Origin of the sequence: Mycolicibacterium arabiense, from assembly GCF_010731815.2 — a bacterium.
Lineage (GTDB): Bacteria > Actinomycetota > Actinomycetes > Mycobacteriales > Mycobacteriaceae > Mycobacterium > Mycobacterium arabiense.
In genome coordinates this window covers 3,844,700-3,867,579 of sequence record NZ_AP022593.1, presented here as the reverse complement: position 1 = coordinate 3,867,579, position 22,880 = coordinate 3,844,700, and the positions used below count along the sequence as shown (strand labels likewise).

General features: G+C 69.0%; 21 protein-coding genes. 6 read left to right on the top strand and 15 right to left on the bottom strand.

The window, feature by feature from the left end:
• Nucleotides 1-1,464 (bottom strand): phospholipase D-like domain-containing protein, encoded by a 1,464-nt coding sequence (locus G6N61_RS20180; RefSeq protein WP_163920303.1) that lies wholly within the window; start codon nt 1,462-1,464, stop codon nt 1-3.
• Between the two features lie 129 nt (nt 1,465-1,593).
• Here G6N61_RS20180 and G6N61_RS20175 point away from each other — a divergent pair, with 129 nt between their 5' ends.
• Entirely contained in the window at nt 1,594-2,376 is a 783-nt protein-coding gene (locus tag G6N61_RS20175; RefSeq protein WP_163920300.1) for a DUF6498-containing protein, read from the top strand.
• On the opposite strand, the gene G6N61_RS20170 is transcribed toward G6N61_RS20175, so the two are convergent.
• Nucleotides 2,366-3,349 (bottom strand): SDR family NAD(P)-dependent oxidoreductase, encoded by a 984-nt coding sequence (locus tag G6N61_RS20170; RefSeq protein ID WP_163920298.1) that lies wholly within the window; start codon nt 3,347-3,349, stop codon nt 2,366-2,368. The genes G6N61_RS20175 and G6N61_RS20170 overlap by 11 nt on opposite strands.
• Before the next feature lie 73 nt (nt 3,350-3,422).
• Between G6N61_RS20170 and G6N61_RS20165 the strand changes: the two genes are divergently transcribed.
• Nucleotides 3,423-4,364: an AraC family transcriptional regulator gene (locus G6N61_RS20165; protein ID WP_163920296.1), complete on the top strand. Its 942-nt coding sequence runs from the start codon at nt 3,423-3,425 to the stop codon at nt 4,362-4,364.
• On the opposite strand, the gene G6N61_RS20160 is transcribed toward G6N61_RS20165, so the two are convergent.
• The 5 genes from G6N61_RS20160 to G6N61_RS20140 form a co-directional block, all read right to left on the bottom strand.
• Nucleotides 4,327-4,884 carry a type 1 glutamine amidotransferase domain-containing protein gene (locus tag G6N61_RS20160; RefSeq protein ID WP_163920294.1) on the bottom strand — a complete coding sequence of 186 codons (558 nt, stop codon included), beginning with the start codon at nt 4,882-4,884 and terminating at the stop codon, nt 4,327-4,329. The genes G6N61_RS20165 and G6N61_RS20160 overlap by 38 nt on opposite strands.
• 77 nt (nt 4,885-4,961) lie before the next feature.
• The gene (locus tag G6N61_RS20155) at nt 4,962-5,750 is read right to left on the bottom strand and encodes an SDR family NAD(P)-dependent oxidoreductase (protein ID WP_163920292.1); all 789 of its coding nucleotides are present in this window, start codon (nt 5,748-5,750) and stop codon (nt 4,962-4,964) included.
• Nucleotides 5,751-5,802: 52 nt separating this feature from the next.
• Complete coding sequence (locus G6N61_RS20150) at nt 5,803-7,332, bottom strand: protein kinase family protein (protein ID WP_163920290.1); 1,530 nt, start codon at nt 7,330-7,332, stop codon at nt 5,803-5,805.
• Between the two features lie 103 nt (nt 7,333-7,435).
• Complete coding sequence (locus G6N61_RS20145; protein ID WP_163920288.1) at nt 7,436-7,870, bottom strand: SRPBCC family protein; 435 nt, start codon at nt 7,868-7,870, stop codon at nt 7,436-7,438.
• Nucleotides 7,867-8,712 (bottom strand): lysophospholipid acyltransferase family protein, encoded by an 846-nt coding sequence (locus tag G6N61_RS20140; RefSeq protein ID WP_163920285.1) that lies wholly within the window; start codon nt 8,710-8,712, stop codon nt 7,867-7,869. The genes G6N61_RS20145 and G6N61_RS20140 overlap by 4 nt, the downstream gene beginning before the upstream one ends.
• A 183-nt stretch (nt 8,713-8,895) precedes the next feature.
• Here G6N61_RS20140 and G6N61_RS30935 point away from each other — a divergent pair, with 183 nt between their 5' ends.
• Both G6N61_RS30935 and G6N61_RS20130 read left to right on the top strand, forming a co-directional pair.
• A complete protein-coding gene (locus G6N61_RS30935; RefSeq protein ID WP_163920283.1) occupies nt 8,896-10,623 on the top strand; it encodes an HNH endonuclease signature motif containing protein in 1,728 nt (575 codons plus the stop codon).
• A gap of 43 nt (nt 10,624-10,666) precedes the next feature.
• Nucleotides 10,667-11,143, top strand: a complete 477-nt coding sequence (locus G6N61_RS20130) for a hypothetical protein (protein ID WP_179973493.1) — start codon at nt 10,667-10,669, stop codon at nt 11,141-11,143.
• A gap of 72 nt (nt 11,144-11,215) precedes the next feature.
• Here G6N61_RS20130 and G6N61_RS20125 read toward each other — a convergent pair whose 3' ends face one another.
• Nucleotides 11,216-11,767, bottom strand: a complete 552-nt coding sequence (locus tag G6N61_RS20125; protein ID WP_163920281.1) for a TetR/AcrR family transcriptional regulator — start codon at nt 11,765-11,767, stop codon at nt 11,216-11,218.
• 59 nt (nt 11,768-11,826) lie between these two features.
• Between G6N61_RS20125 and G6N61_RS20120 the strand changes: the two genes are divergently transcribed.
• The gene (locus tag G6N61_RS20120; RefSeq protein WP_163920279.1) at nt 11,827-13,152 is read left to right on the top strand and encodes an alpha-hydroxy-acid oxidizing protein; all 1,326 of its coding nucleotides are present in this window, start codon (nt 11,827-11,829) and stop codon (nt 13,150-13,152) included.
• Here the strand turns inward: G6N61_RS20120 and G6N61_RS20115 are convergent.
• From G6N61_RS20115 to G6N61_RS20090, 6 genes are read right to left on the bottom strand one after another with little or no spacing between them, the layout of a single operon-like run.
• Nucleotides 13,149-14,099 (bottom strand): DMT family transporter, encoded by a 951-nt coding sequence (locus tag G6N61_RS20115; RefSeq protein WP_163920277.1) that lies wholly within the window; start codon nt 14,097-14,099, stop codon nt 13,149-13,151. The two genes, G6N61_RS20120 and G6N61_RS20115, sit on opposite strands and share 4 nt — an antisense overlap.
• A gap of 17 nt (nt 14,100-14,116) precedes the next feature.
• Nucleotides 14,117-15,079 (bottom strand): N-acetylglucosamine kinase, encoded by a 963-nt coding sequence (locus G6N61_RS20110; RefSeq protein ID WP_163920275.1) that lies wholly within the window; start codon nt 15,077-15,079, stop codon nt 14,117-14,119.
• 3 nt (nt 15,080-15,082) lie between these two features.
• Nucleotides 15,083-16,204 carry an SIS domain-containing protein gene (locus G6N61_RS20105; protein ID WP_235887205.1) on the bottom strand — a complete coding sequence of 374 codons (1,122 nt, stop codon included), beginning with the start codon at nt 16,202-16,204 and terminating at the stop codon, nt 15,083-15,085.
• A complete protein-coding gene (locus G6N61_RS20100) occupies nt 16,197-17,516 on the bottom strand; it encodes a D-tagatose-bisphosphate aldolase, class II, non-catalytic subunit (RefSeq protein WP_163920273.1) in 1,320 nt (439 codons plus the stop codon). The genes G6N61_RS20105 and G6N61_RS20100 overlap by 8 nt, the downstream gene beginning before the upstream one ends.
• Complete coding sequence (locus tag G6N61_RS20095) at nt 17,513-18,373, bottom strand: class II fructose-bisphosphate aldolase (RefSeq protein ID WP_163920272.1); 861 nt, start codon at nt 18,371-18,373, stop codon at nt 17,513-17,515. The genes G6N61_RS20100 and G6N61_RS20095 overlap by 4 nt, the downstream gene beginning before the upstream one ends.
• Nucleotides 18,374-18,429: 56 nt before the next feature.
• A complete protein-coding gene (locus G6N61_RS20090; protein WP_163920271.1) occupies nt 18,430-19,275 on the bottom strand; it encodes an SDR family oxidoreductase in 846 nt (281 codons plus the stop codon).
• Between the two features lie 132 nt (nt 19,276-19,407).
• On the opposite strand from G6N61_RS20090, the gene malQ reads away from it, so the two are divergent.
• On the top strand, nt 19,408-21,387 hold the full coding sequence (gene malQ, locus G6N61_RS20085; protein ID WP_163920270.1) for a 4-alpha-glucanotransferase: 1,980 nt from the start codon (nt 19,408-19,410) through the stop codon (nt 21,385-21,387).
• On the opposite strand, the gene G6N61_RS20080 is transcribed toward malQ, so the two are convergent.
• Nucleotides 21,384-22,793: a DHA2 family efflux MFS transporter permease subunit gene (locus tag G6N61_RS20080; RefSeq protein WP_163920269.1), complete on the bottom strand. Its 1,410-nt coding sequence runs from the start codon at nt 22,791-22,793 to the stop codon at nt 21,384-21,386. The two genes, malQ and G6N61_RS20080, sit on opposite strands and share 4 nt — an antisense overlap.
• Between the last annotated feature and the right edge of the window lie 87 nt (nt 22,794-22,880).

The following is a 22,880-nucleotide window of genomic DNA, read 5'->3' as shown; positions in this document are numbered from 1 at the left end:
TCAGGGCCGCTGCGCCAGCCCCGCGATGAAGCGCTGCAGGCTCGCGCTCAACGACCGGGGCACGTGGTCGGGGTCCATGAAGTCGTTCTCCGCCAGCAGGCTCATCTCACCGGAAACCATGTGCCGGGTGAACTTTCGCAGCGTGCGGCCACTCCCGCGCAGACTCTCCACGGCCTCGAAGAACGACTTCCGTTCGGCCAGTGCGGCTTCGAATGCATCCTGTGACACTCCAAGATGCTCGGAGACCAGTCGGTTGCGCATGCCTGCGATGACGCGGCGGACCTCGTCGTCGCCCTCCACGTCCGGGCGCGCCTCGATGGCGACGTCGCACTCGCTGTCGAAGCCGAGCGACCGGTTGTTCAGATTCGACGAGCCGATCCGGAGCAGGCGGTCGTCGGACACCACGATCTTGGAGTGCACGTACACCGGCCTGGCCCCCTCGGTGACCGGCCAATACACCCCCAACCGGCCGTGTTCGTCTGCGGCCCAGAGGACTTGGAGCAGACGAGCACGTGCGCTGTCCATCGCCTCCTGCTCCAGCCTGCTCTCACTGCTGCGGGGCAGGACGATCACGACGTCGGGGCCGTCGGGCTCCCTCAACCTGCGGGCGAGGGCGTTGACCAGATCGCGGGCCGCAAGGTACTGGTTCTCCAGGTAGATGGCGTGCCGTGCCGCGGCGATCGCCGCGAGGTTCAACGCTTCGACTTCGCGCACCTCGTCACGGCTCTCCAGCGTCGGCAGGGTCCGAGCGATGGCGACGTCGACCTCGCGCAGTGCGGGTTTGAGCCGGTAGGGCCACACCGTGTGCTCGACGTTGATCGCCGGCAGGGAGCGACCGGTCGCGGTCTGCCAGCGCTCGCGGGCCTGTTCACCGAGAGCGCGAGCAGCCTCGCCGTCCATGGCGGCCGCCACCTCGTGGCGCGGCCCGTACTCGCGGCCCCGCGTCTTGCGCAGGGGATTCTCCCGGAGGTGATCGCTGGTGTCCCACCGGTCGATGGTCAGGTCGATGCCACCGCAGAACGCCACGGCGTCGTCGACCACCACGATCTTCTGGTGGTGGACGGCACCGAGCGGATGTGCTCCGTCCATCGCGAGATGCAGACGCTTGGCGCTCAACTGGTTGACCAGCGAGACAGGCGCCACCCCGTACCACATGCCGTCGAACGCAGGCAGGAGCCGCAGGTTCGATCTCAGCATGTAGATCCGCAGTGATGGCCGCTTCCACAGCAGCCAGTGCAGGAAGGCAGCGAGCTGGTTGGGGCCGCGCAACGTCTTCTCACCCAGCTCGAAATCGACCCTGACGTCGAAGTCCCAGCCGATCAACATGATTCGGTGCCGGGCCCGCAGCATCGTCTCCTTCACGTGCCGGAAGTAGTCGGCGCCGTCGACGATGGGAGCGAACTGGCCCGCCTGCGCCACGCGCCAGCAGGTCAGACCGGGACTCAGCAGACGATCGTCGGGCACCGGCGCTCGTCCAGGCTGCTCCACGCGAACATAGCGAGTGTCTACCACAGGACCGCCTGCGGCGATGCGGTCGTGATGAGGTGTCACGACTGCGACAGATGCCGCGTTCGGCCGTGCGACGATGTCGCCGTGAACCGGTTCATCCAGTTGCCGGCCCAGCTGGCCCTGATCGCCATCCCGGTGGTGGGCTGGTTCGCCCAAGATTGGTCGGGGGCCACCACGCTCGCGGTCTACTGGTTCGAGACGGTCGCGGCGTGCCTCTTCATCGCGGCCCGAGTGCTGTTGCAGCAGAGGTGGGCTCCCCGGCACGGTCACTTCCGGTACGACGCGCCGAGCACCGATCGCCGCTCGGGGAGCACGTCGTCGTTCGTCAGCGGGTTCCTGATGGTGACCATGGTGTTCAGCGCCGCCCACGCCGTGTTCCTCGGCATGATCCTGCTGTTGCTCAGCCACAACGGCAAGGCGGGCTTCGCCGTAGTCGACTGGCGCAGCGTGGCACTCGGGTGCCTCGGCGTGGTGGCGTTCCTCGTCCTGGACTTCCTGGTCGACCTGTCGACTCTGCGCCGGTGGTCGTTCTGGCAGATGGAGCAGATGGCCAACAGGGGGCTGAGCCGGGTGATCGTGGTGCACCTGACGCTCATCTTTGGCTTCGTCGCCATCGCCGTGACCGACGCGCCCGATTCGTTCTTCGGGGTCTTCGTGGTGCTCAAGACGATGGCGGCACTGAGTTCGGCGTTCCCGCAGTGGGAGCCCGCGACACCGCCGCGATGGCTGAGCCGGCTGATGAACCGCATGCCGAACGTCCATCCGGGGGAGAAGTTCGAGGACTTCTGGGCCAAGGACCAGGCCGACGAGACAGCCCGCCGCGAGAGGAACGAACGGCCCTGGTCGGGCGCGCGGACTAAGCGCTGAGCAGCTGCTCGCTGAGGTCCCAGAGTCGGCGCGCGGACTCGGGGTCGACCGCGTGTGGGGCCACTCCCGACATCACGATCGGTTCGGTCCCGAACCCCGTGGTCAACGACGCGCGGTCGAGCGGTGCGACGTCGTTGTCCTTGAGATAGACGCCGCCGATGTCGGCGAGCAGCGGGTTGGTCGCCGCGAAGATGCTGGTACTCGCCGCCTGCTGGGGTGTCTTCAACTCGCGGTGGGGATCGATGATCGGCGTGCCCTCGTCGTCGAGGATGCCCATGGCACGCAGCTCCTCGTCGGTGACCGACGGCCCGAGGCTGGTGCCGTAGGCGATTCCGGGGTGCAGGGCGTAGCCGCGGATGCCGTCGCCGGCCCACCGCCGGTCGAGTTCGACGGCGAACAGGACGTTGGCGGTCTTGGACTGGCCGTAGGCGACCATGCCGTCGTAGTCGGTGGTGAAGTGCGGGTCGTCCCAGCGGATGTCGGAGAGGTGGTGGCCACCGGAGGACACGTTGACCACGCGGGCGCCTGCCGCGGCGCGCAGTGCGGGCAGCAGCGCCGTGGTCAGCTGGAAGTGGCCGAGGTGGTTGGTCGCGAATTGCGCTTCGTAGCCGCGCTGGTCCCGGACCAGTGGCCCGCCCATGATGCCTGCGTTGTTGATCAGCACGTGTAGCGGCCGATCGGAACCCAGGTACCGGTTCGCGAAGTCGTCGATCGACGGCGGATTCAGCAGGTCGAGCTGACCGACGTCGACGTTCCGCAGGTCCGCGACGGCGGCAGCAGCGCGGTCGGGATGCCTCGCGCCAACCGTCACCGAGGCGCCCGCGGCGCTCAGTGCGCGCGTGGTCTCGAGTCCGAGTCCGACGTGGCCGCCGGTGACGATGACGTTCGTGCCGGAGAGGTCGGCGCCGTCGAGGACGTCGGTGGCCGTGGATGCTGCGGTGAACCTGGTGCCGAGGGGCTGTTGCTGTGTCATGTATCCAAACTGCGCGGCATGTACCGGACTGTGAATGGTTGTAAGTCCTGTCTTTCTTCGCGATAGTACGGATGTGAGTAACGACCAGCTGTCGGAGGTGTTCGACCTCGTCGAGGTGAGCGGCGTCGTGTCCGGCGGCTTCGCTGCGCGCGGCCCGTGGGTATCCGGCGGCGCGGTGGACGGGCCGCTGAAGTTGATCGCGTTGCTGAGCGGGCGTGCGTGGCTGACCGCCGACGCCGTCGACGAGCCGATCCGACTCGAGGGCGGTGACGTAGTGCTGCTCAACGGCCGATCGTGGATGGAACTCCGTGGCGGGGCAGGCGAGGGCCCGGCTCACGAGGTGCGGCCCGACGCCCGGTTCGACTCGGTCCGAGTTCTCGACGCCTACCGCGATGGCGACGACGTCGTGATCGGTGGTCGCATTCACCTCAACCCGGCGGGCCGCATCCTGCTGCAGGCGCTGCCACCGGTTGCCCACGTACGGGCATCGGCGGCCGAGGCGACCAATCTCCGCGGAACGCTGTACCGGCTCTTCGACGAGGTGACGGCCGACCGGATCGGGTCGGCCTTCGCCATTCGGCAGTACGTGCAACTGCTTCTGCTCGAGGTGCTGCGGGCCTATGTCGACCAGGCGGAGTTGCCGCCCGGATGGCTGCGCCTCGCGTCGGACGACCGGTTGCGGCCCGCACTGCTCCAGATGCACGCCGAGCCGGGAAGGCCCTGGCGCCTCGACGATCTGGCGCGTGCGGCCACCATGTCTAGGACGACGTTCGCGGAGCGCTTCCGCACGACGGCCGGCGTACCCCCGTTGACCTACCTGCACCGCTGGCGGGTGTTACTCGCTCAACGAGCACTGCGCGAAGGTGACGTGCGAGTCGGCCGACTGGCAGCCGATCTCGGCTACTCGTCGGAGAGCGCGTTCAGCACCGCATTCAAACGCGAGGTCGGTCAGTCACCCCTGCGGTACCGCGCCAGCGTCAGGTGTGGGCAGGCGAGTTGGCGAACTGATCGGTGATCGCCTGGCAGAACGCGGGCAGGTCCTTCGGTGACCGGCTGGTGATCAGGTTGCCGTCGATGCAGACCTCCTGGTCCACCACCGAGGCGCCTGCGTTACGGAGGTCGGTGCGGATGCTGGGGTACGACGTCAGCGTCCGGTCTCGCACCACGTCGGCCTCGACGAGCGTCCACGGCCCGTGACAGATGGCGGCCACGGGCTTGCCGGACTGAACGAAGTTGCGCACGAACGCAACTGCCGTCTCGTCGAGACGCAGCTTGTCGGGATTGACGGTGCCGCCCGGCAGGATCAGGCCGTCGAACTCCTCGACGCTGGCATCACCGACGACCCGGTCCACCGGGAAGGTTCCCGCCGGCTCTAGGTCGTGGTTGCGCGCCTCGATCTCCCCGGACTCCAGCGAAAGCAACTCGGTCTGTCCGCCTGCGTCGTGCACCGCGGCCCGCGGCTGCTCCAGTTCGACCTTCTCGACGCCGTCTGCGGCGAGGATGGCGATCTTGCGGCCCTGCAATTCATTTGGCATGACTGATTCCCTTCGTGGTGGTTTTCCCGCGCCGACTACCGTGGCCTACCCGTTGGCGGCCACGCGCATTCATCGGGTCACTTGCGGCCCATCGGCGTTGCCATCAGCCGGTTGGCCCGTACCTTGATCGCGTCGGGTGTGAACTTGTTCATCACGCCCATCGCCTTCGACATCGGCGAGGAGGCAACGACCTTCTGCCGGTTGTGCTTCAACGCGTCGTACCCCTGCCGCGCGACCTTCGCCGCGTCGTCGCGAACCTGCGCCTGCGGGGTGTCCTCGAGGCCACCGCGCTGGAAGAACTTCGTGTCGGTCGGACCGGGCATGAGCGACGTCACCGTCACGTCGCTGTCCCGCATCTCGTCGCGCACCGCTTCGGCGAACGACTGGACGAACGACTTCGACGCGTTGTAGACCGCCTGGTTCGAGCCGGGCATCGTCGCCGCGATGGACGACGTGAACAGCACCTTCCCCGTTCCCCGTTCGGCCATGTCCCGCAGCACCAGCTTCGCCAGGTGCACCGTCGACCGCACGTTGAGGTCGACGATCGAGAGATCGTCGGCGAGGTCACCGTCGACGAATCGGCCTCCCCGCCCCACCCCGGCGTTGAGCGCCACGGCGTCGACGACCTTCCCACCGTCGGTGGCGGCTTGATAGAGCGAGGCCACACCGTCACCGGTACGTAGGTCGACCTCGACTGCCTCGACTTCCACGCCACGGCCCGAGAGTTCCTGCGCAGCAACGTGTATTTCCGCTTCGTCGGCTGCTATGACGAGGTCGTAGCCGTCGTCGGCGAACAGCTTGGCCAACTCGAGACCGATGCCGCTCGATGCCCCTGTGATGAGTGCGCGCTTCGTTGATTCAGCCATGTCAGCGCGGCTACCCGGCACCCCATCACCGAAACGTGTCGCACGCTCGTGTTCAGGCGGGTGCCGTGGTGAACGCCTTGATCTCGGAGATCTCGGCGACGTTGTCGCCGTCGGTGCTGCCCAGCTTGGTGATCCACACCAGCACGGTGGAGACTTGCGCGTCCGTGGATACGGGAATGCGGTTCGATCCGGGTTGCAGCGTGGTGGCGTCGACCAGCTTCTTGGTGTCGGCCACACTGCCGGGCTGACCGTCGGCGCTGCGGATCTCGACCACGGTGCCGCTGCCCTTCACGTCGATCGTCAGGGCCGCGAGGTTGGCTGGCCGCGGCATCTCGAGGAGCAGCCCCACCCCCTGCTTGAACGCTGGGAAGGGATCGGCGTCGAAGTACCGGTCGGTCGCCCACGCGGTCGCGGGATCGCCGTCGACGGCCTGGCCCGCCGCCCCCGGGTTGTCCGGCGACCCGTCGGGTGAGAAGACGGCGGCCGCGGCCGGCGTGATGGGCGCTCCGGCTGCTGCGGCCTCGCGTGCGACCGGGGGCGCGTCGGCAAGTGTGGTGGGAACGAGGCCGAGCCGATCGGCGTTGATGGCGATGTCGTCGGGGCCGCCGAGCATGCGGTTGATGCTCACCCCAAGCGACGCCACGGCGATCACGAACATCACCGCCGCCCCGACGAGCACTGCCGTCATGAGCTTCCGACGCGCCTGCACCTCCCGCTCTGCGGTGTCGACGTTGCGGAAGCCCGCGTAGCCGCCGGGCCGGGGCTCCATGGTCGGCGGGCCGACGGGGCCGTCGCCCGGGTACTGGGGTTCGGCGGCGGCTCGACCCTGGCGAAGCATCCCCAGAACGTCTCCACCCGAACCGATTCCGCTGCCGGGCCGCAAGAGACCTGCAGCCGCACTCGAGATGAGGAACGGGATGCCGTGGTCGATCTCCGCCGGCTCGGTCGGCCAGCCCGCCGGGGTGAGATCGGCGGCCGTCCACCCGTCGGGCATCGGGTCCTGCGGAGGCCAGCGATCGACCAGCAGCGCATACAGGACGCCGCCGATGCCGCGCAGATCCTCGTCGCGCGTGGCGTCGGGCATGGTGGCGGGGAAGGCCAGGACGGCATGGCCGTCGGTGCTGATGCGGATCCGGTCGGGGTGGTCGATGCCCAGCACCAGGCCGGCCCGGTGCCCGCTATCGGCCGCGACGATCAGCGACTCCATCGCCGCCGCAGCCGCCAACGGCGAGGGCGAGGTGCCGACCACCTCGCGGAGCGACCCGCCGTGCACCCACTCACATGCGACGACGCCGAAGGCGCCGGTGTGCACGACGTCCAGCACGCGCGCGATGCCCACGACGTGCATGCCACGCAGCCGCGAGGTCCGCGACAGGACTTCGTTGACCTGCTCGACGGGCATGACCCCAGCGGTGTCGACGAGCGTCAGCGCCACGTGGTGGCCACTGGGGACGTCGATGGCCTCCCAGAACTGGAGACGCGGCGCCGATCCGCGCATGGTGACGAGTCGGTAGCGCCTGGCGACGACCGTCCCTGGCACGAGCGAAGCGCCTTCGCTCCGGGGCGGGTCGGTGTTGGTCATCGTGCACCTCGGATGCGTGAGCCGGTGCGCAACGCCGCGTGCCGGGAGCCAGTCGGACGTTCGGCAAGATAGCCGCTACGCACGCGCTCAAACGGTCCGGCGGTCAGGACTCGACGAGCGCCTTGAGCCGCTTCGCCGTCTCGTTCATGATCCGGCCGACCTGGCGCGCGGCGACCCAGTCGGCCACGAGGCCCAGGACACCGCCCGGCGCTTCGTAGGCCAGCCGAAAGGTGATCTTGGTGCGGCCGTCACCGTGGTCCCGCAGCCGGAATCGGCCCCGCATCGTGACGCCCGTGATGCCGATCCAGGCGAGGTCGCGGGCCTCGTCGAACTCGACGATCTCGATGACCCCGCCGATCGGCACGGAGCCGACCTTCCAGTGCACGGTGTAGCGCGAGCCCACGCCGACGGGTCCCTCGGTGACCGTCTCCCAGCGTTCGAGGCTGGCCATGAACTCGGGGTAGCAGTTCGGGTCGCTGACGTGCTTCCACACCGCGTTCTGGTCGACGTCGGCGATGACGCTGCGCTGCAGCCTCATCCGAGCACCGGGAATCGTCGTTCGGCCGCCAGCCGGTCCACGCCGGCCTGCAGCCGGGCGAGCACCTCGTCGTTGATGGCGTCGTCGTCCTTGTCCGTGATGTCCTCGATGCTGATCGGTTCCTGCACCTCGATGGCGATCTTCGTGGGCAGCGGGAGCCTGGGCACCATGTCGCTGACCGCGAGACCCCACGGTGGCGCCAGCAGAATGGGCACGCTCTTGAGACGTGCCAGCTTGTCGACCATCAGCAGCTTCGCCAGCCACTGTCCCCGGTCGAGGAACAGCGCTGCTTCCTGTCCGCCCACGCTGGCGATGGGGACGATTGGCACGCCGGCTTCTCGGGCCAGCCGCACGTAGCCCTTGCGTCCGCCGAAGTCGACTTCGTGGCGCTTCCACGACGGGCGGAACACCTCGTAGTCACCACCCGGGTAGACCAGCAGGGCGGCGCCCGACTTCAGTGCCATGGTTGCGTTGTCGTGGTTGGCGGCGACGGTGCCGAACTTCCGTAGCGACCCGAGCCCCGGCATCGACACCACCAGGTTGTGTGCCAGTTGATAGAACGGCCGCTCGACCCCGAAGTAGGAACAGAACGCGAGCGTGAACACGAACGTGTCGGGCGGCAGGTTGCCGCCGCTGTGGTTGCCGACCATGAGTATCGGGCCCTGGGCCGGGATGCGATCGAGCCCGCGGACGTCGGCCCGGAAGTACAGCGAGGCCAGCAGCCACAACCCGGGCAGTTGCTCGCGGATGTAGTCGGCGTCCCGCTGGTCGAGATTCGCCTCGGGCACTCGCGACGACACCTGATGCTTGACCCATCCGAGAGCATCGCCGAGCGCCGTCATGGGCAGTGATATTGACCACGGTCGTGTTTGGCAAACCTGCGGTGAACGCTCACTACACCGGGGGTCCGACATCTTGATCTTTGGCGGATCGGTTCATCCACAGTGCAGCATTCATCCACAGATCCGCCGTTTCTCGCGTTCGTGGCCTGTCGACCGCTGCGGCGTCTCCGTAAATTCGAAAGCATGTTCGAAGAGTTAGTCACCGCCTTCGGGCCCTCCTGCACCGTCGGGGATTGGGCGCGGGTCGAGGCCGCCGCCACGGCCCGCCGCCTCGCGGCGATGGTCGTGCTCTTGGATCAGGCCTATGCCGCCGACGGGTCCGCGGATCGGGAGCAGTGGTACTTGGACAACTGGGGGGCGGTCGCCGCGGAGATTGGCGCCGAGCAGAACATCACCCAGGGCGCGGCGTCGCATCAGTTGTTGATTGCGACTGCGCTGCGAGACCGGCTGCCTCGCGTGGCGGCACTATTCGCCGACGGGCTGGTGTCCTACCGGGTGGTCTCGGCGATCACCGCTCGTACCGCCCTGGTGCGAGACCGGGACGCCCAGATAGCAGTTGACAAGGCCTTCGCCGACGTCTTGACCGGCTGGGCGCCGATGTCTGAGGACAAGCTCAACACCGCCATCGATGCCATCGTCGCCGAGCACGACCCGCACGGGGTGTACCGCACGAAGCTCGTGGCCAAGGGCCGCAACATCCAGTTCGACTACGACGGCTCGGGCACGGCCACGATGTTCGGCACCCTGGTCGCGACCCACGGCAAGGCCCTCGAGAAGCGCCTGAACCTCCTGGCCTCGACCGTGTGCCCGGGCGATCCGCGGACGGTCGAGCAGCGTCGCGCCGATGCGGTCCACTCCATCACCCACGCACTCGACTACCTGCCCTGCCTGTGCGGTAGCGACCACTGCCCGGGCCCCACCACACCTCCGAAGGGCAATGCGGTGGTCTACGTCGTGGTCAACGAGGACACCCTCGACGAGACCTCCGACGCCGCGAAGGCTCAAGACGCCGCGCTCGACGGTGACTTGGAGCCGCTGTACGACCGGCCGCTCTCGGAGATCACCACGTGGGATGAGTTGGGCGGCAACGGTAGTGATCCCGAAGTCGATGCTTGCAGTACCCATGACTCGCCAGACGCCGGCGCTGAACCCGACGCCGAAGCCGCGGACCAACCAGAGTTGGGCAGCAACGCTGGCGACACACCAGACACGCCCGTCTCCGGCGGAGCAGCCGCTCATGCCAAGTGCGAATCCCCTGCCACCCGCGCCGGCGCCATCCTCGGCGGCCCGTTCCTCCCCGGCGCCCTGGCCCGCCGCTTCGCGCTCACCGCGAAGGTCCGCAAGGTCTGCCACCCCGGCGACGCACCACCCGAACCCCGTTACGCCCCATCGCGCCGACTCGCCGAATTCGTCCGCTGTCGAGACCTCACCTGCCGCTTCCCCGGCTGCAGCGAACCAGCCACGAACACCGACATCGACCACACCATCGCGTGGCCGATTGGACCGACCTGTGCGTCGAACCTCAAATGCCTATGCCGTCGACACCACCTCTTGAAGACCTTCTGGGGCGGGCCCAACGGGTGGCGCGATCGACAGCTCCCAGACGGCACCATCATTTGGACTTCGCCACGGGGCCAGACGTACACCACCGAGCCGGGCAGCAAGCTGCTGTTCCCGAGCCTCTGCGCGCCCACCGCGCCGGTCACGATCACCACCGAAGAAACCGAACGAGCACGGGCACAGACGAACAAGGGCCTCACCATGCCCCGCCGCCAACGCACCCGCGCCCAGGACCGCGCGCAACGCATCGCCGACGACCGCCGCCTCAACGAAACGGAGACCGGCCTCCGGCCGCGTAACGGCGAACCCGCCCGCCATCCGCGGCGCATGAAAAGTACGAAGGTTGGGTAACAAGCTCAAGTACTTCCCCCTAGACACAGGAGCCAGCGCTGACATGACCGACAAACGGACTTCCCGTCGACTCTCCGTCACCGCGGCCATCGCCGCGGCGTTCGCCGTGAGCACCATGACCGTGGCCTGCGGTGGAAGCGACAGCGGCAGCGAGTCCTCCACCTCGAGCACCAGCACCTCGACCACGACGTCGGCAACGACCATGACCACCACGCCGTCGAGCCCCGCGCCCGCCCCGGCACCTTCGGGTGCCCCGGCGCCGGGTGCAGGAGCCGGTGAAGGTGGCGCGACGGCCGGCGTCCCGGGTGCGGGCGCAGGCGCAGGACCCGGCGGCGCGTCCGCGGGTGTGCCCGGCGCAGGCGCAGGCGCAGGACCCGGCGGAGCCACCGCGGAGGTGCCCGGCGGCGGTGCCGGTGCCGGACCGGGTGGAGCCTCTGCAGGCGTCCCGGGTGCGGGCGCAGGTGCAGGTCCCGGTGGTGCCGAAGCATGCGCCGGCGGCGTGTGCGTGGGCACGGGCTAGATCACACCGACTCATCGTCGAGCCGGCGCCGATCACTTCGGCGTCGGCTTGACGCATGTTCGGACCGGGTGGTCAGAGACCGCTGGGCCAGGCGCGCAGCGCGACGTCCGCTGCCGCCCGTAGCGTCGCCTTGTCGGCGCCGTCGCGGGCGCGTGACGACAGGCCGCGCAGGAAGACGTCGAGGTAGTCCGTCAACGCCTCCACGTCGGTCGCATCCGGCAGGTCGCCTACCTCGACCGCCCGGCGCAACCTGTCGTGGATCGCGTTGCGAGCCAGCTGGCGGTTCTCGTGGAGCAGCGGGTCGGAGATCACGAAACAACCGCGAGGGTGCTCGTCGCTGCCGTATTCGCGGACCGCGGCATCGAGCAGCTTCTCCACGAAGTCACGTGCGGTGGGCTCGCCAATCGCCTGGCCCACGACGACCGCCGGTGAGCGCTCGTACTCGGCGACCGCTTCCTCGTACAGCTCCTTCTTGCCGCCGAACGAGTTGTACAGGCTCGGCGCGGAGATCCCCATGACACCGGTGAGGTCCCTGATGGACGTGCGGTCGTACCCGCGCTCCCAGAACAGGTGCAGGGCCTCGGTCAGCGCCTCTGCGCGGTCGAACTCGGGAGGCCGTGCCATCAACTGATCCTAGTGATCTGGCAGGCACCCTCACAGGCCGATCATCTACCGTGGCGACGATGACGTCACCAGAGCCCGTGCCGCATCCTGGTCGCGAGCGCCAGGAGGCCATCTACCGAGCCGGCGTGTTCGGCCACCGGCCCGCGGTGCCCACGAACTTCACCGCGCTGGAACGAGCCGCCCGCAAGCGCATGTCGAAGCAGGCCTGGGCCTACGTCGCGGGAGGCGCGGGCGAAGGCACCGGCATGGACCGCAACCGCGCAGCGCTGGACCGGTGGGCCATCGTGCCGCGCATGCTTCGCGACACCTCGCTGCGCGACCTGACCACCGAACTGTTCGGCAGGCGCCTGCCCGCCCCCGTGCTCGTCGCCCCGGTGGGTGCAGCCGGTCTGGTGCGCCCACTCGCCGACGTCGAGATCGGCGCAGCCGCAGCCACTGTCGGCGTGCCCTACATCTTCTCGAATCAAGGCTCGGCGCCCATGGAGGACGTCGCCGCCGAGATGGACCGGGTGGCGCAGACCTCGGGCGCCGACGCGGCACCGCGGTGGTTCCAGCTGTACTGGTCGACGAACGAAGCCGTGGTCGAGAGCTTCGTGCACCGAGCCGAGACGATGGGCGCCGACGCCCTCGTCGTCACGCTGGACACCACCCAACTCGGCTGGCGCCCACAAGATCTCAACCTCGGATCGCTACCGTTCACCCGCGCCGTCGGGATCGCGCAGTACACGTCCGACTCGGCGTTCATGGCGTCGGTGCGCGACCGCGTCGCAGCCGCGAAGGCCGCCGGACAGCGGCCGGACGTCGAGGTGACCCTCGGCGCGATCAAGACGCTGTTCTCGATGGCCCGCCACGTCCCCGGCAGCTTTCGACGAAACCTGACCTCGCCGATTCCGCGGGCCAGCGTCGAGACCTTCCTCGACACGTACTCGCGGCCCTCGTTGTGCTGGGACGACATCGCCGGACTACGCGAGCGCACACGCCTGCCGATCATCCTCAAGGGCATCCTGCACCCCGACGACGCCCGACGTGCCGTCGACATGGGCATCGACGGCATCCTGGTGTCGAATCACGGTGGGCGGCAGGTCGACTCGGTGATCGGCGCTGCCGACGCCCTGGTCGACGTGGCCGCCGCCGTGGACGGCAGGGCCCGCGTCATCCTCGACTCCGGCATCCGCAGCGGCGCCGACGTGTTCAAGGCGCTCGCCCTCGGCGCCGACGCCGTCGCCGTCGGCAGGCCGCACGTCTACGGCCTGGCCATCGCCGGGCGCCTCGGCGTTCAGCAGGTCCTCGAGAACCTCATCGCGGAGTTCGACATCACGATGGGTCTCGCCGGCGTCGCCTCGCTCGCCGAACTCGACTCGGACACGCTGCGCCGGATGAGCTAGCGTTCGGCGCGCTCGGCCGCAGGCGCGATCGCTCCTTCGGTGACCGCCTCGCCCCTCTTCTCGTCGCTGTAGACCATCAGCGTCGAACCGATCAGGGCCAGCACGATGCCAACCGCACCGTACGGAGTCGGCAGCGTCTGGTAGATCACCAGCGAGAGCACGATGGTCAGCGACGGCGCGAGCGCATTGGTGGTCGGCGCCACGATCGAGGCCTTGCCACGGCTGAGCGCCATCACCAGGAACAGTGCGCCGACGGCGTTGAGCAGCTGGGTACCGGCCGTCAACACCGGTGCCTCCCAGGGGAAGTCGGTGGGTATGCCACCGAGGGAGAACAGCGCGACCGGAACCAGCGCCAACGCGGTGATCGCCATCCAGCCGAAGGTGGTGGCGTCGTTGACGCCGATCGTCGCCGCCTTGCGCATGAAGAAGGCCTGCACACCCCATGCCACGCAGATGATGATCGCCAAAATCAACCACGGACCGGTGGAGACGTCCTCCTCACCGCTGGTGATGCTGAACAGGACGATCGCCACCAGCGCGGCCACCAGGCCGAGTGCGGCGAGCTTGGTGACCCGCTCGCGGAGCAGCACCATGGCCATGATCACCGTGATGGCGGGCGACACGGCCACGATCGGGAAGATCAGGTACGCAGGCCCCATCGTCAGCGCCTGGAAGAGGACGAGCTGCCCGCCTGCGCCGGTGAGCCCGATCAGCAGGCCGTAGATCGTCGCCTGCGGTCGCCGGTCGAAGCGCTGGCCGCGGATCGCGAAGATCGCGGGGATGATCATGGTCAGCGCCCAGATGCTGTAGATCATCTCGTCGGGGTAGCCGTACTTGGTCGCCGGCAGCGCCGACGTCGCACCCCAGACACCCCAGAAGAGCACCAGCAGTGCGGCATAGAAGATCCAGCTGCGCGTACCGCGCCCCTGTGTAGTCGAATCGGTCATGACGTCGCCTCTGTTCTTCATTGGGTGGCTAGTGCTGCAAGCGCTTCGGGGGTGAGCGGGTGTCCGCTCTTCTTGGCGGCATAGAGCGCCGCGCCCAGTGCCGGGTCGAGAACCGGGCGGCGGAGGTCGTACTTCGCGGGCAGCCGCTCCAGGGCGTCCCGGAACAGTCCGAGATACCTCTCACCCGTGAACATTCCGCCCGAGTAGGACACCGGCACGAGGTCGTCATCGATGAAGCCGACGAGCACGCGGGTGGTCTCGATCAGGCCGACGAGTTCGTCGACGGCCGCGACCAGGATCCCGTCGGCGACGGGGTCGTCCGCCGCCGACGCGGACACTACCTTCGCGAGATCGGCTATGGCCGAGCGGTTCCCGTGCCAGGTGTCGATGACGAGACTCACCGCGTCGAGGTCACTCGTCACGTCGAGCCGCTGGCGCATGGCCTGATACAGCGCACCGCGGGCGGCGCGTCCGTCGCTGGCCCTGCTGAATGCGTTGAGCCCCTGTGCGGCAACCCAGTACGCCGAGCCCTCGTCACCGAAGAGTTCACCCCAGCCGCCCACGCGCCGCCCTACGCCGGCCCGCTCGCCGTACGTCATGGACCCGGTGCCGCTGATGACGTTGATGCCGTCCTCACCCGCCAGGGACCCGGCCCACCCGCACACCATGTCGTTGTCGCAGGTGTACCGGTCGTGACCGAGGATCGCGGCGGGCACGGCGTCGAGGCGCGCGAGGTCCGCACTCGATTCGCCGTAGCCAGGGATGCCGAAGAACGCAGCGTCGACGTCGGAGGCCTGCACGCCTGCGATCTCGCACACCGCATCTACGCCTTCGCGCAGCCGGCGCTCGACCACGTCGAAGCCCTCGCTGAAGTAGTACGAGGTGGCGGTGTTCGCACGGCCCAGTACCTGACCGGAGTCGTCGATGATCGCGAAGGCGGTCTTGGATCCGCCACCGTCGACCCCGAGATACCGGGCCATGGCCTACGCCCTGCCCTCTGTGGGTAGCGGGTGGATCGTGACGCCTTCGACGACGCGGTTCACCTCGCCGGACGGGAACGGGTTGTCCGGCGTCTTGCCCCACTCCACCGAGGTGAACAGCGCGAGGTACTGGGCGAAGACGAGGTAGGCGACGGCGGCGAGCGAGTCACCGAGCCCGGCGACGGGCATGGTCCACGCGGCGTCGGCAGCGCCGTCCGGGCCGATCGCGACCACTGCGTCGTCGCCGAGCTGTCCGCGGATCTCGGTGACGATGTCGCGGTCGTACTGCTGGGTGTACGCGTCGGTCGACAGATAGACCACCGCGAGCGTGTCCGCGTCCAGCACGGACTTCGGGCCGTGCCGGAACCCGAGCGAGGAGTCGAAGTAGCTGACCACCTCACCGGCCGTCAGCTCGAGCAGTTTGAGTGCAGACTCCCGTGCCAGCCCCTCGAGAGCGCCGCTCCCGAGGTAGACGAAGCGGTTGCGCTTGGTGCGAGCCAGCGCGCGGATGTCGTCGCGCCGTGCGGACATGGCCTCGGCCGCGGTGGCGAGCGCCTCCACCGACCGGTGGTCGGCGGGCCCGAGCAGCAGCAGCGCCGCCAGCATCATCGACGTCAGGCTCGACGTCATCGCGAATCCGGTGTCATTGGTGCGCTCGGGCATCAGCACGACCAACGAGTCGTCGCGATCCGAGTGGGTGCGCGACAGTTCACCGGAACCGTCGCAGGTGAGGATCAGATGCCAGGCGTCGTCGACGAGTTCATCGACGAGCCGGGTCGTCGCGACGCTCTCCGGACTGTTGCCCGACCTGCCGAACGAGACGACCAGCGTGGGGGTTTCGCGCTCGAGGTGATCGTGCGGATTGGAAACGATGCTCGTGGTCGCGATCGCGTCGACGCGGCGGTTCAGATGGTGTCGCAGCGCCGGCGCCACGATGTGCCCGGCGAATGCGGAGCTGCCCGCACCGGTGAGGATGACCCGCAGATCGGGCCGCGCCACGAGGCCGCCGACGAAGCTGGTCGCCCGTTCGTCGATCAGTCGAGCGACTTCGCGCCACGCGTCGGGCTGCTGCTCGATCTCCAGAATCGTTGCGCCGCCGTCGTGTTGGGCGGGGATGTCAGGCAAGAGTGGCTCCGTTGCTATCAGTGGGGTGGCACGCCTGCGCGTAGGGGCGCAGTGCGTCGCGGACGCGGTCGATCACGAGGTGGTGCGGATCCGACGACAGGCTGCCGTCTCGGATTCGTCGATACTGGTCGGGCAGGAACTGGCTTATCAGCGGGAGCGGGATTCCCGCGGCGAGGTTCGACATCAGCGTGCGCCTCGCGGTCTCGATGCGTTCGTCTGGCCAGTAGTAGCGCAGCCGGTCGCTGTAGCTGAAGCGGCGCGCGATCCGCTGCTCCTGCTCGGTCCCGTGGTAGTAGTTCTCCCAGTAGCCGGGATCTTCGAGCATGCGGCGTTCCACCACGTCGACGAGATCCGACCGGTCCGACGACGGAACGATCTCGTCCTCGATCATCGCGAGCGCGAACAACGCCTCGCGCAACGCGAACGTCAGACCGGGTCCGACCTTCAGGATTGCCCAATGGTCCTCGACCAACTCTCGAAGCTGTTGCGTCCGCTGATAGTCCGTGGAGTGGGCCTCGAACACGAGGTTCGGCTCGGTGTCGAGCACGCGGCGCAGGTCGGCGGTGGCCGAGCGTTCGTAGTCCACGACCTTGAGGTGGTCGAACTCGACGCCCGGCTGCACGACGAGTGCGGCGACCCGTGGCCATACGTCGTCCAGTCCGACGCGGGCGAAGGCCTCGCGGTGCGCGGCGAGCGTACGGCGGGCGCGTTCGGGTGTCGTCGGGGTGACGTGGTCGAGCGTCTCGTGGGCGCCGCCGGGCACGGGCACCTCGGTGCCGATGACGTAGGACAGTGCCGCGGTGCCGCCAATGCGGTTCCCGGTGTCCTCGGCGATCCGCAGCAGGCGCGCACTGCGTTCGGCGACCACGGCGTCGTCGAGGACGGCGGGGTCGTCGGCGCACGACATGCTGCAGTCGAGGTGGATCTTGGTGTAGCCGGCGTCGACGTAGCTTCTGATGAGTTCGTCGGCGTTGGCCATCGCCTCGTCGGACGGCGTGCGCTGCCAGCGGTTCGGACCGAGGTGGTCTCCACCGAGGACGACGCGGTCGCGGGGGAATCCGCGTTCGTCGGCGATGCGGAACACCATGTCGCGGAAGTCGGTAGGGCGCATCCCGGTGTAGCCACCGAACTGGTCCACCTGGTTCGACGTGGCCTCGACGAGCACGTAGGTCTGGTCGTCGGCGGCCTGGGCGATCGCCGCCTCGATGACGACGGGATGTGCCGAGCACACCGAGTAGACGCCGACGGGATCACCGGCCTTGTGCCGTCCGATGGTCTCGGCCAGGTGCCCTAGGGCCGTCGTGCGGTTCATGGTCGAGTCTCCTCGCCGACGACGTGGCAGAGCCGGGTGACCGTCGTCGCGATCGCGTCCCGGCCGGCCGCGAGGTAGGGCCTTGGGTCCACGGCGTCGGGCCGCATGCCCAGCTCGTCCCGGACGGCGCCGGTGAAGGCGATGTTCAGCGCGGTGCCGACGTTGAGCTTGCGAAGCCCGGCGTGCGCCGCGGCGCGAAGTCGCTCATCGGATACTCCCGATCCGCCGTGCAGGACCAGCGGGATGGGCACGGCCGCAGCCAGTCTCGCGGTCAGGTCCAGGTCGATCGCGGCGTCGCGGGTGGTCATCGCGTGACTGCTTCCCACGGCGACCGCAAGCGCGTCGGCGGTGGTACGGCACGCGAAGTCTGCGGCCTCCGACGGGTCGGTGCGCACGCCGGGCGCATGGGCGCCGTCCTTGCCGCCGACCTCGCCCAGTTCGGCCTCCACCCACAGTCCCCGTTGCCGTGCGGCGTCTGCATAGCGCGCGGTCTGCTCGACGTTGTCGCGGAAGTCGAGATGCGCGGCGTCGATCATGATGGAGCTGACGGCGAATCGCTGCGCCATGTCGATGGCCGCATCGATCAGCGCCGGCTCGGTGAAGTGGTCCAGATGCAGGGCGATCGGCACGGATGCCGCCGCGGCGACCTCCGCGCACGCTGCCAGCACCGGTGCCGGGTTGCCGCCGTGGAACCGGACGGTGTTCTCGCTGACCTGCAGGATGACGCCGGAGGACGCTGCCTCGGCACCGCGAGCGATGGCCTCGGCGTGCTCGAGGGTGATGACGTTGAACGCCAGCACGGCGGTGCCTGCCGCTGTCGAGGCAGCGACCAGATCGGCGGTGGTGGCGGTTGTCATGATGAGTCGATCATCGGAAGACCGCTCACAACGCGCAATGGAAACCGCCGAAGCGATCAGGAAAACTGAGCGGCGACCCTGGCCCGTTCGCGCTCGCGGACGGAGGCGACGACGCCGCCGTCGTTCAGGATGTCGGTCCCGGTGAGATATCCGGCCTTGTCGCCGACGGCGAAGGCGAACAGCTCCGCCATCTCCTCTGCCCTCCCCCACCGCGGGACCGCGGCGTCGGCGACTATGGCGCCGGCCCCGGCGTGTTCCTCCAGCCGGCCCATCTCGGTGTCGACGGACCCCGGCGACACCGAGACGATGCGCAGCCCGCGGCCGGTGAACCGCTCGGCCTGCGACGAGCTGTACCACTTGACGAAGGCCTTGCTCACCCCGTACGCCATGCCGGATCGCGACTTCTCGGGAGCGATGCTCAGCGCCGTCCGCATCTCGGCCGAGAAGCGTTCCCGGTCGGTCATGGCGAGCGGGAAGTGCGCTGTGGGAATGAAGCTTTCGGGAACCAGGTAGGCCGCCATCGACGCCACGTTCACGATCGCGGCGCCCTCGCTCGCGGCCTCGAAGAAGGCCTCGCCGACGTGCACGGTGCCCAGCGCGTTGGTGGTCATCACGTACTCTGCGTCGCCCATGCTCGGGCTGACACCAGCCGCGTGGACGACCGCCGACACCGTCCCGAGGCCGGCCGCCGTCGCGAACAACTCGACCATCGTGCCACGATCCGTGACGTCGGAGTGGACCACCGTGGGCGACATGCCGAGTTCCGACAGCTCGGCCGCCGCGGCCTCCAGCCGATCACCCCTGTTGTCGCACAGGACCAGTTGGTGGTCACGGCCCATGATCTTGGCCGTGGCCAGTCCCATGCCGCCGGCACCGCCCGTGATCACCACCACTCGCGTCATTCCAGGACCGTATACCGGCGAGAGCCGGTGTAATCGATCTTGGTCCGGGTATAGAGGCGTGGTGTCCTCGCCTCGGTGTCTCCCCGGCCCTCTCGTCGGCTCCATGATCAGCACGCCGTCGGCGGGATCTCGATGACGCCTACCCCGCAGCCGGCGCCCGAGGATCTGCGGCGGCTGGCGCAGGCCCACGGCGTCGCGACCTCGTACCGCAACGAGCGACGGGAACCGGTCGACGTCGACGCCGACGTCGTGATCAAGGTGCTCGGCCTACTCGACGTCGAGGCAGGTACCGAAGCCGACCGGAGCCGCGAACTGACCCGGCTCGAGGAACTCGATCGTGCGGGCACGCTGCCCCCGACCGTGGCCGTCCGCGTCGACGGCAAGCCCCAATCCCTGCCCGGCGCAGCGTCGTTGACGACTGAGGACGGCACCCAGATCGACGTGCGGGACGAGCTGCCCGCCGACCTCGCGCCCGGGTGGTACCGCCTGCACACCCGGGAAGGCCAGGAATCGACGCTGATCGCCGCCCCGCCCCGGGTGCCATCCGCTCCGCCGACGTGGGGATGGATGCTGCAGCTGTACGCGCTGCGATCGGCCCGCTCGTGGGGCATCGGCGACCTCGGCGATCTGCGGGAGTTCGTCGAGTGGACCGCCGCCGACCACGGTGCAGGCGCGGTGCTGCTCAATCCACTGCATGCCCCAGGACCGACGCACCCGGTGCAGCCGTCGCCGTACACGCCGTCGAGCCGCCGGTTCGCCAACCCGCTCGCGCTGCGCATCGAGGACGTCGACGCCTATGGCCGCGCCGACTCCGCCACCCGCGCGGAGGTGGACGCGCTGCGCGTCTCGGCGGCCACCGATCGCATCGATCACGACCTCGTCTGGGCGGCGAAACGCGATGCCTTGGAACTGCTTTGGCGCTCCGAGGGCCGACCCGACGCCTCGGCCGGCGCATCCGAGGGGCTGCGCGACTGGGCGACGTACTGCGCACTGGCCGAGCGCCACGGGGGCCGGTGGAGCCGCTGGCCGGAGGCGCTGCGCGACGTCGCGAGCCCGGCCGTCGCCGCGGCTCGCGACGAGCTGGCACCGCGGGTCGCGTTCCACGCCTGGGTGCAGCAGCGGTGCGCCGAGCAGTTGACCGGGGTGCGGACCGCAGCGCGCGAGGCCGGCATGGCACTCGGCGTGCTGCACGACCTGGCGGTAGGGGTCGACGCGGACGGCGCCGACGCGTGGGCGCTGGCCGACGTGCTGGCCGGAGGCGTCAGCATCGGCGCTCCGCCCGACAACTTCACGCCCCGCGGTCAGGACTGGGGGCTGCCGCCGTGGCGGCCGGACCGCCTGGCGGCCACCGGCTACGCCGCGCTGCGGGACATGTTGCAGGCCGTGCTGGCGCATGCCGACGGGCTGCGCATCGACCACGTCGCCGGTCTGTGGCGACTGTGGTGGATCCCGCCGGGCGACGGTCCCGATCGCGGAACCTACGTGCACTACGACGCCGACGTGATGCTGGCGGTGCTCGCGCTCGAGGCGCACCGTGCCGGCGCGACCGTCGTCGGCGAAGACCTGGGCACCGTCGAACCGGAGGTGACCGAGGCGCTGGCCGACAACGCGATGCTGGGGTGCGCGGTGTCGTGGTTCACCCGCGACCAGTCCGCACCCGAAGAGCCGCTGCTGCGGCCTGCGCAGTGGCCGTCACGGGCGGCGGCCAGTCTCTCCACCCACGACCTGCCGACCGCGGCGGGGTTCATGAGCGGTGAGCACGTGCGGGCGCGCGCGGACCTCGGTCTGCTGAACGACGTGCCTGCCGAGCAGGCGAATGCCGACAAGGAGCGCGCCGAGTGGCTGGAGATGTTGCGTTCCGAAGGCCTGCTCGACGCCGCCACCGAGCCCGACGAGTCGCAGATCGTGGTCGCGATGCACCGCTTCCTGGCGTCGACGCCGAGCCAGCTCAAGCTCGTCTCGCCCTACGACGTGATCGGCGAGCGCAGGCAGCCGAACCTGCCGGGAACGGTCGACGAGTACCCGAACTGGCGGCTCCCGCTCGCCGAGACGCTCGAGGAACTGCGGGCCGACCCGCGGGTGGCCGAGGTCGTCGCGGCGTTCCGTCGCTAGTGCACCAGCACCGGTTCGGCGGGCGCCGGGCGGCGGCCGGTGAAGAACGCTGCCGCCACGGCGACGACCGCGATGATGGCCGCCACGGTGAATGCGGCGCGCACGCCGGGTAGGTCGGGCGCGCCGCTGGACGCAGAGGCCCTCGTCATCACCGTGATGAACAATGCGGTGCCTGCCGCGCCTGCCACCTGCTGCAGGGTCGTGAGGATCGCGCTGCCGTGGGAGTAGAGCCAGTCGGGGAGTACGCCGAGCGCGTCGGTCATCAGCGGCGTGAACATCATCGACAGCCCCAGCATCATCACCATCTGCAGCACGACGACTGCCCAGATCGGCGACGCGGCCGACAGCGTCGCGAAGCCCCACAGTGACGCGCACAGCAGCGCCGACCCCGGGATGACGAGCACGCGGGCACCGAGCCGGTCGTAGATCCGTCCGACGAACGGCCCGGCCAAGCCCATCAGCAGGCCGCCGGGGAAGCCGACGAGACCGGCCACCAGGGCGCTGCGCCCGAGGACGTCCTGCACGTAGAGCGGGAGCATGATGATCGCCCCGAACAGCGCCATGAAGCCGAGCACGACCAGCGCGAGCGACACCGAGAACCGGCGATAGGTGAAGGGGCGCAGATCCAGGAAGGCACCGTCCGTGCGCTGCAGGCGGACTTGCCTGACGCCGAAGAGCACCATCGCCGTCGCACCCACGATGGCCGGCACCCAGGCCGGGACGCCGCCGCCACCGCTGGACTCGCCCGCCAGCGACAGTCCGAAGACGAGGCCGGCGAAGGCGACTGCGGACAGCGGCACCGACACGTAGTCGATCGGGGTCGGGCGACGTTCCTCGCTGGGCACCCGCAGCCAACGGTGGCCGGCAGCGAGCGCGACCAGAGCGATCGGCAGCACGATCCAGAACATCCAGCGCCAGCTCAGCGATCCGAGGATCAGCCCGGACAGCGTCGGGCCCACCGCGGGCGCCACCGCGATCACGATCGAGATGGTGCCCATCGTCTGACCACGCCGTTCCACCGGGATCAGCGTCATGATCGTCGTCATCAACAGCGGCACCATGACTGCGGTGCCGCACGCCTGCACGATGCGCCCCACCAGCAGGACGGTGAAGCCCGGCGCGAGCGCCGCCAGCAGCGTTCCGCTGCAGAACAGGATCATCGACATCAGGTAGACGGTCCGGGCCGGAAAGCGTTGCAGCAGGGCGCCGGTCATCGGAATCACCACGGCCATGGTGAGCAGGAAGCCACTGGTGAGCCACTGCGCGGTGGCTGCGGACACCTCGAGGTCCAGGATCAGCGCGGGCAGCGCCACACTCATGATCGTCTCGTTGAGGATCATGACGAATGCCGCCCCGACCAACAGCGCGATGATCAGGGTCGGGCTCGGCGCAGCACGGCGCTGCATGTGGGTGCTCCTCCTCGAGTCGTCGATTGTTAGGTCGGCTACCAGAGTAAGCGCCGCGGTACCAATGCGCGCAAACGGTTTTCGGCA

Excerpts from the sequence above, each read along its gene's own strand:
- G6N61_RS20170 (WP_163920298.1), bottom strand. The coding sequence starts at position 3,349 with ATGACACAGCAACAGCCCCTCGGCACCAGGTTCACCGCAGCATCCACG.
- G6N61_RS20120 (WP_163920279.1), top strand. The coding sequence starts at position 11,827 with ATGACGTCACCAGAGCCCGTGCCGCATCCTGGTCGCGAGCGCCAGGAG.
- G6N61_RS20100 (WP_163920273.1), bottom strand. The coding sequence starts at position 17,516 with ATGAACCGCACGACGGCCCTAGGGCACCTGGCCGAGACCATCGGACGG.
- G6N61_RS20115 (WP_163920277.1), bottom strand. The coding sequence starts at position 14,099 with ATGACCGATTCGACTACACAGGGGCGCGGTACGCGCAGCTGGATCTTC.
- malQ (WP_163920270.1), top strand. The coding sequence starts at position 19,408 with ATGACGCCTACCCCGCAGCCGGCGCCCGAGGATCTGCGGCGGCTGGCG.
- G6N61_RS20090 (WP_163920271.1), bottom strand. The coding sequence starts at position 19,275 with ATGACGCGAGTGGTGGTGATCACGGGCGGTGCCGGCGGCATGGGACTG.
- G6N61_RS20160 (WP_163920294.1), bottom strand. The coding sequence starts at position 4,884 with ATGCCAAATGAATTGCAGGGCCGCAAGATCGCCATCCTCGCCGCAGAC.
- G6N61_RS20080 (WP_163920269.1), bottom strand. The coding sequence starts at position 22,793 with ATGCAGCGCCGTGCTGCGCCGAGCCCGACCCTGATCATCGCGCTGTTG.
- G6N61_RS20130 (WP_179973493.1), top strand. The coding sequence starts at position 10,667 with ATGACCGACAAACGGACTTCCCGTCGACTCTCCGTCACCGCGGCCATC.
- G6N61_RS20110 (WP_163920275.1), bottom strand. The coding sequence starts at position 15,079 with ATGGCCCGGTATCTCGGGGTCGACGGTGGCGGATCCAAGACCGCCTTC.
- G6N61_RS20140 (WP_163920285.1), bottom strand. The coding sequence starts at position 8,712 with ATGACGGCGCTCGGCGATGCTCTCGGATGGGTCAAGCATCAGGTGTCG.
- G6N61_RS20125 (WP_163920281.1), bottom strand. The coding sequence starts at position 11,767 with ATGGCACGGCCTCCCGAGTTCGACCGCGCAGAGGCGCTGACCGAGGCC.
- G6N61_RS20145 (WP_163920288.1), bottom strand. The coding sequence starts at position 7,870 with ATGAGGCTGCAGCGCAGCGTCATCGCCGACGTCGACCAGAACGCGGTG.
- G6N61_RS30935 (WP_163920283.1), top strand. The coding sequence starts at position 8,896 with ATGTTCGAAGAGTTAGTCACCGCCTTCGGGCCCTCCTGCACCGTCGGG.
- G6N61_RS20155 (WP_163920292.1), bottom strand. The coding sequence starts at position 5,750 with ATGGCTGAATCAACGAAGCGCGCACTCATCACAGGGGCATCGAGCGGC.
- G6N61_RS20095 (WP_163920272.1), bottom strand. The coding sequence starts at position 18,373 with ATGACAACCGCCACCACCGCCGATCTGGTCGCTGCCTCGACAGCGGCA.
- G6N61_RS20150 (WP_163920290.1), bottom strand. The coding sequence starts at position 7,332 with ATGACCAACACCGACCCGCCCCGGAGCGAAGGCGCTTCGCTCGTGCCA.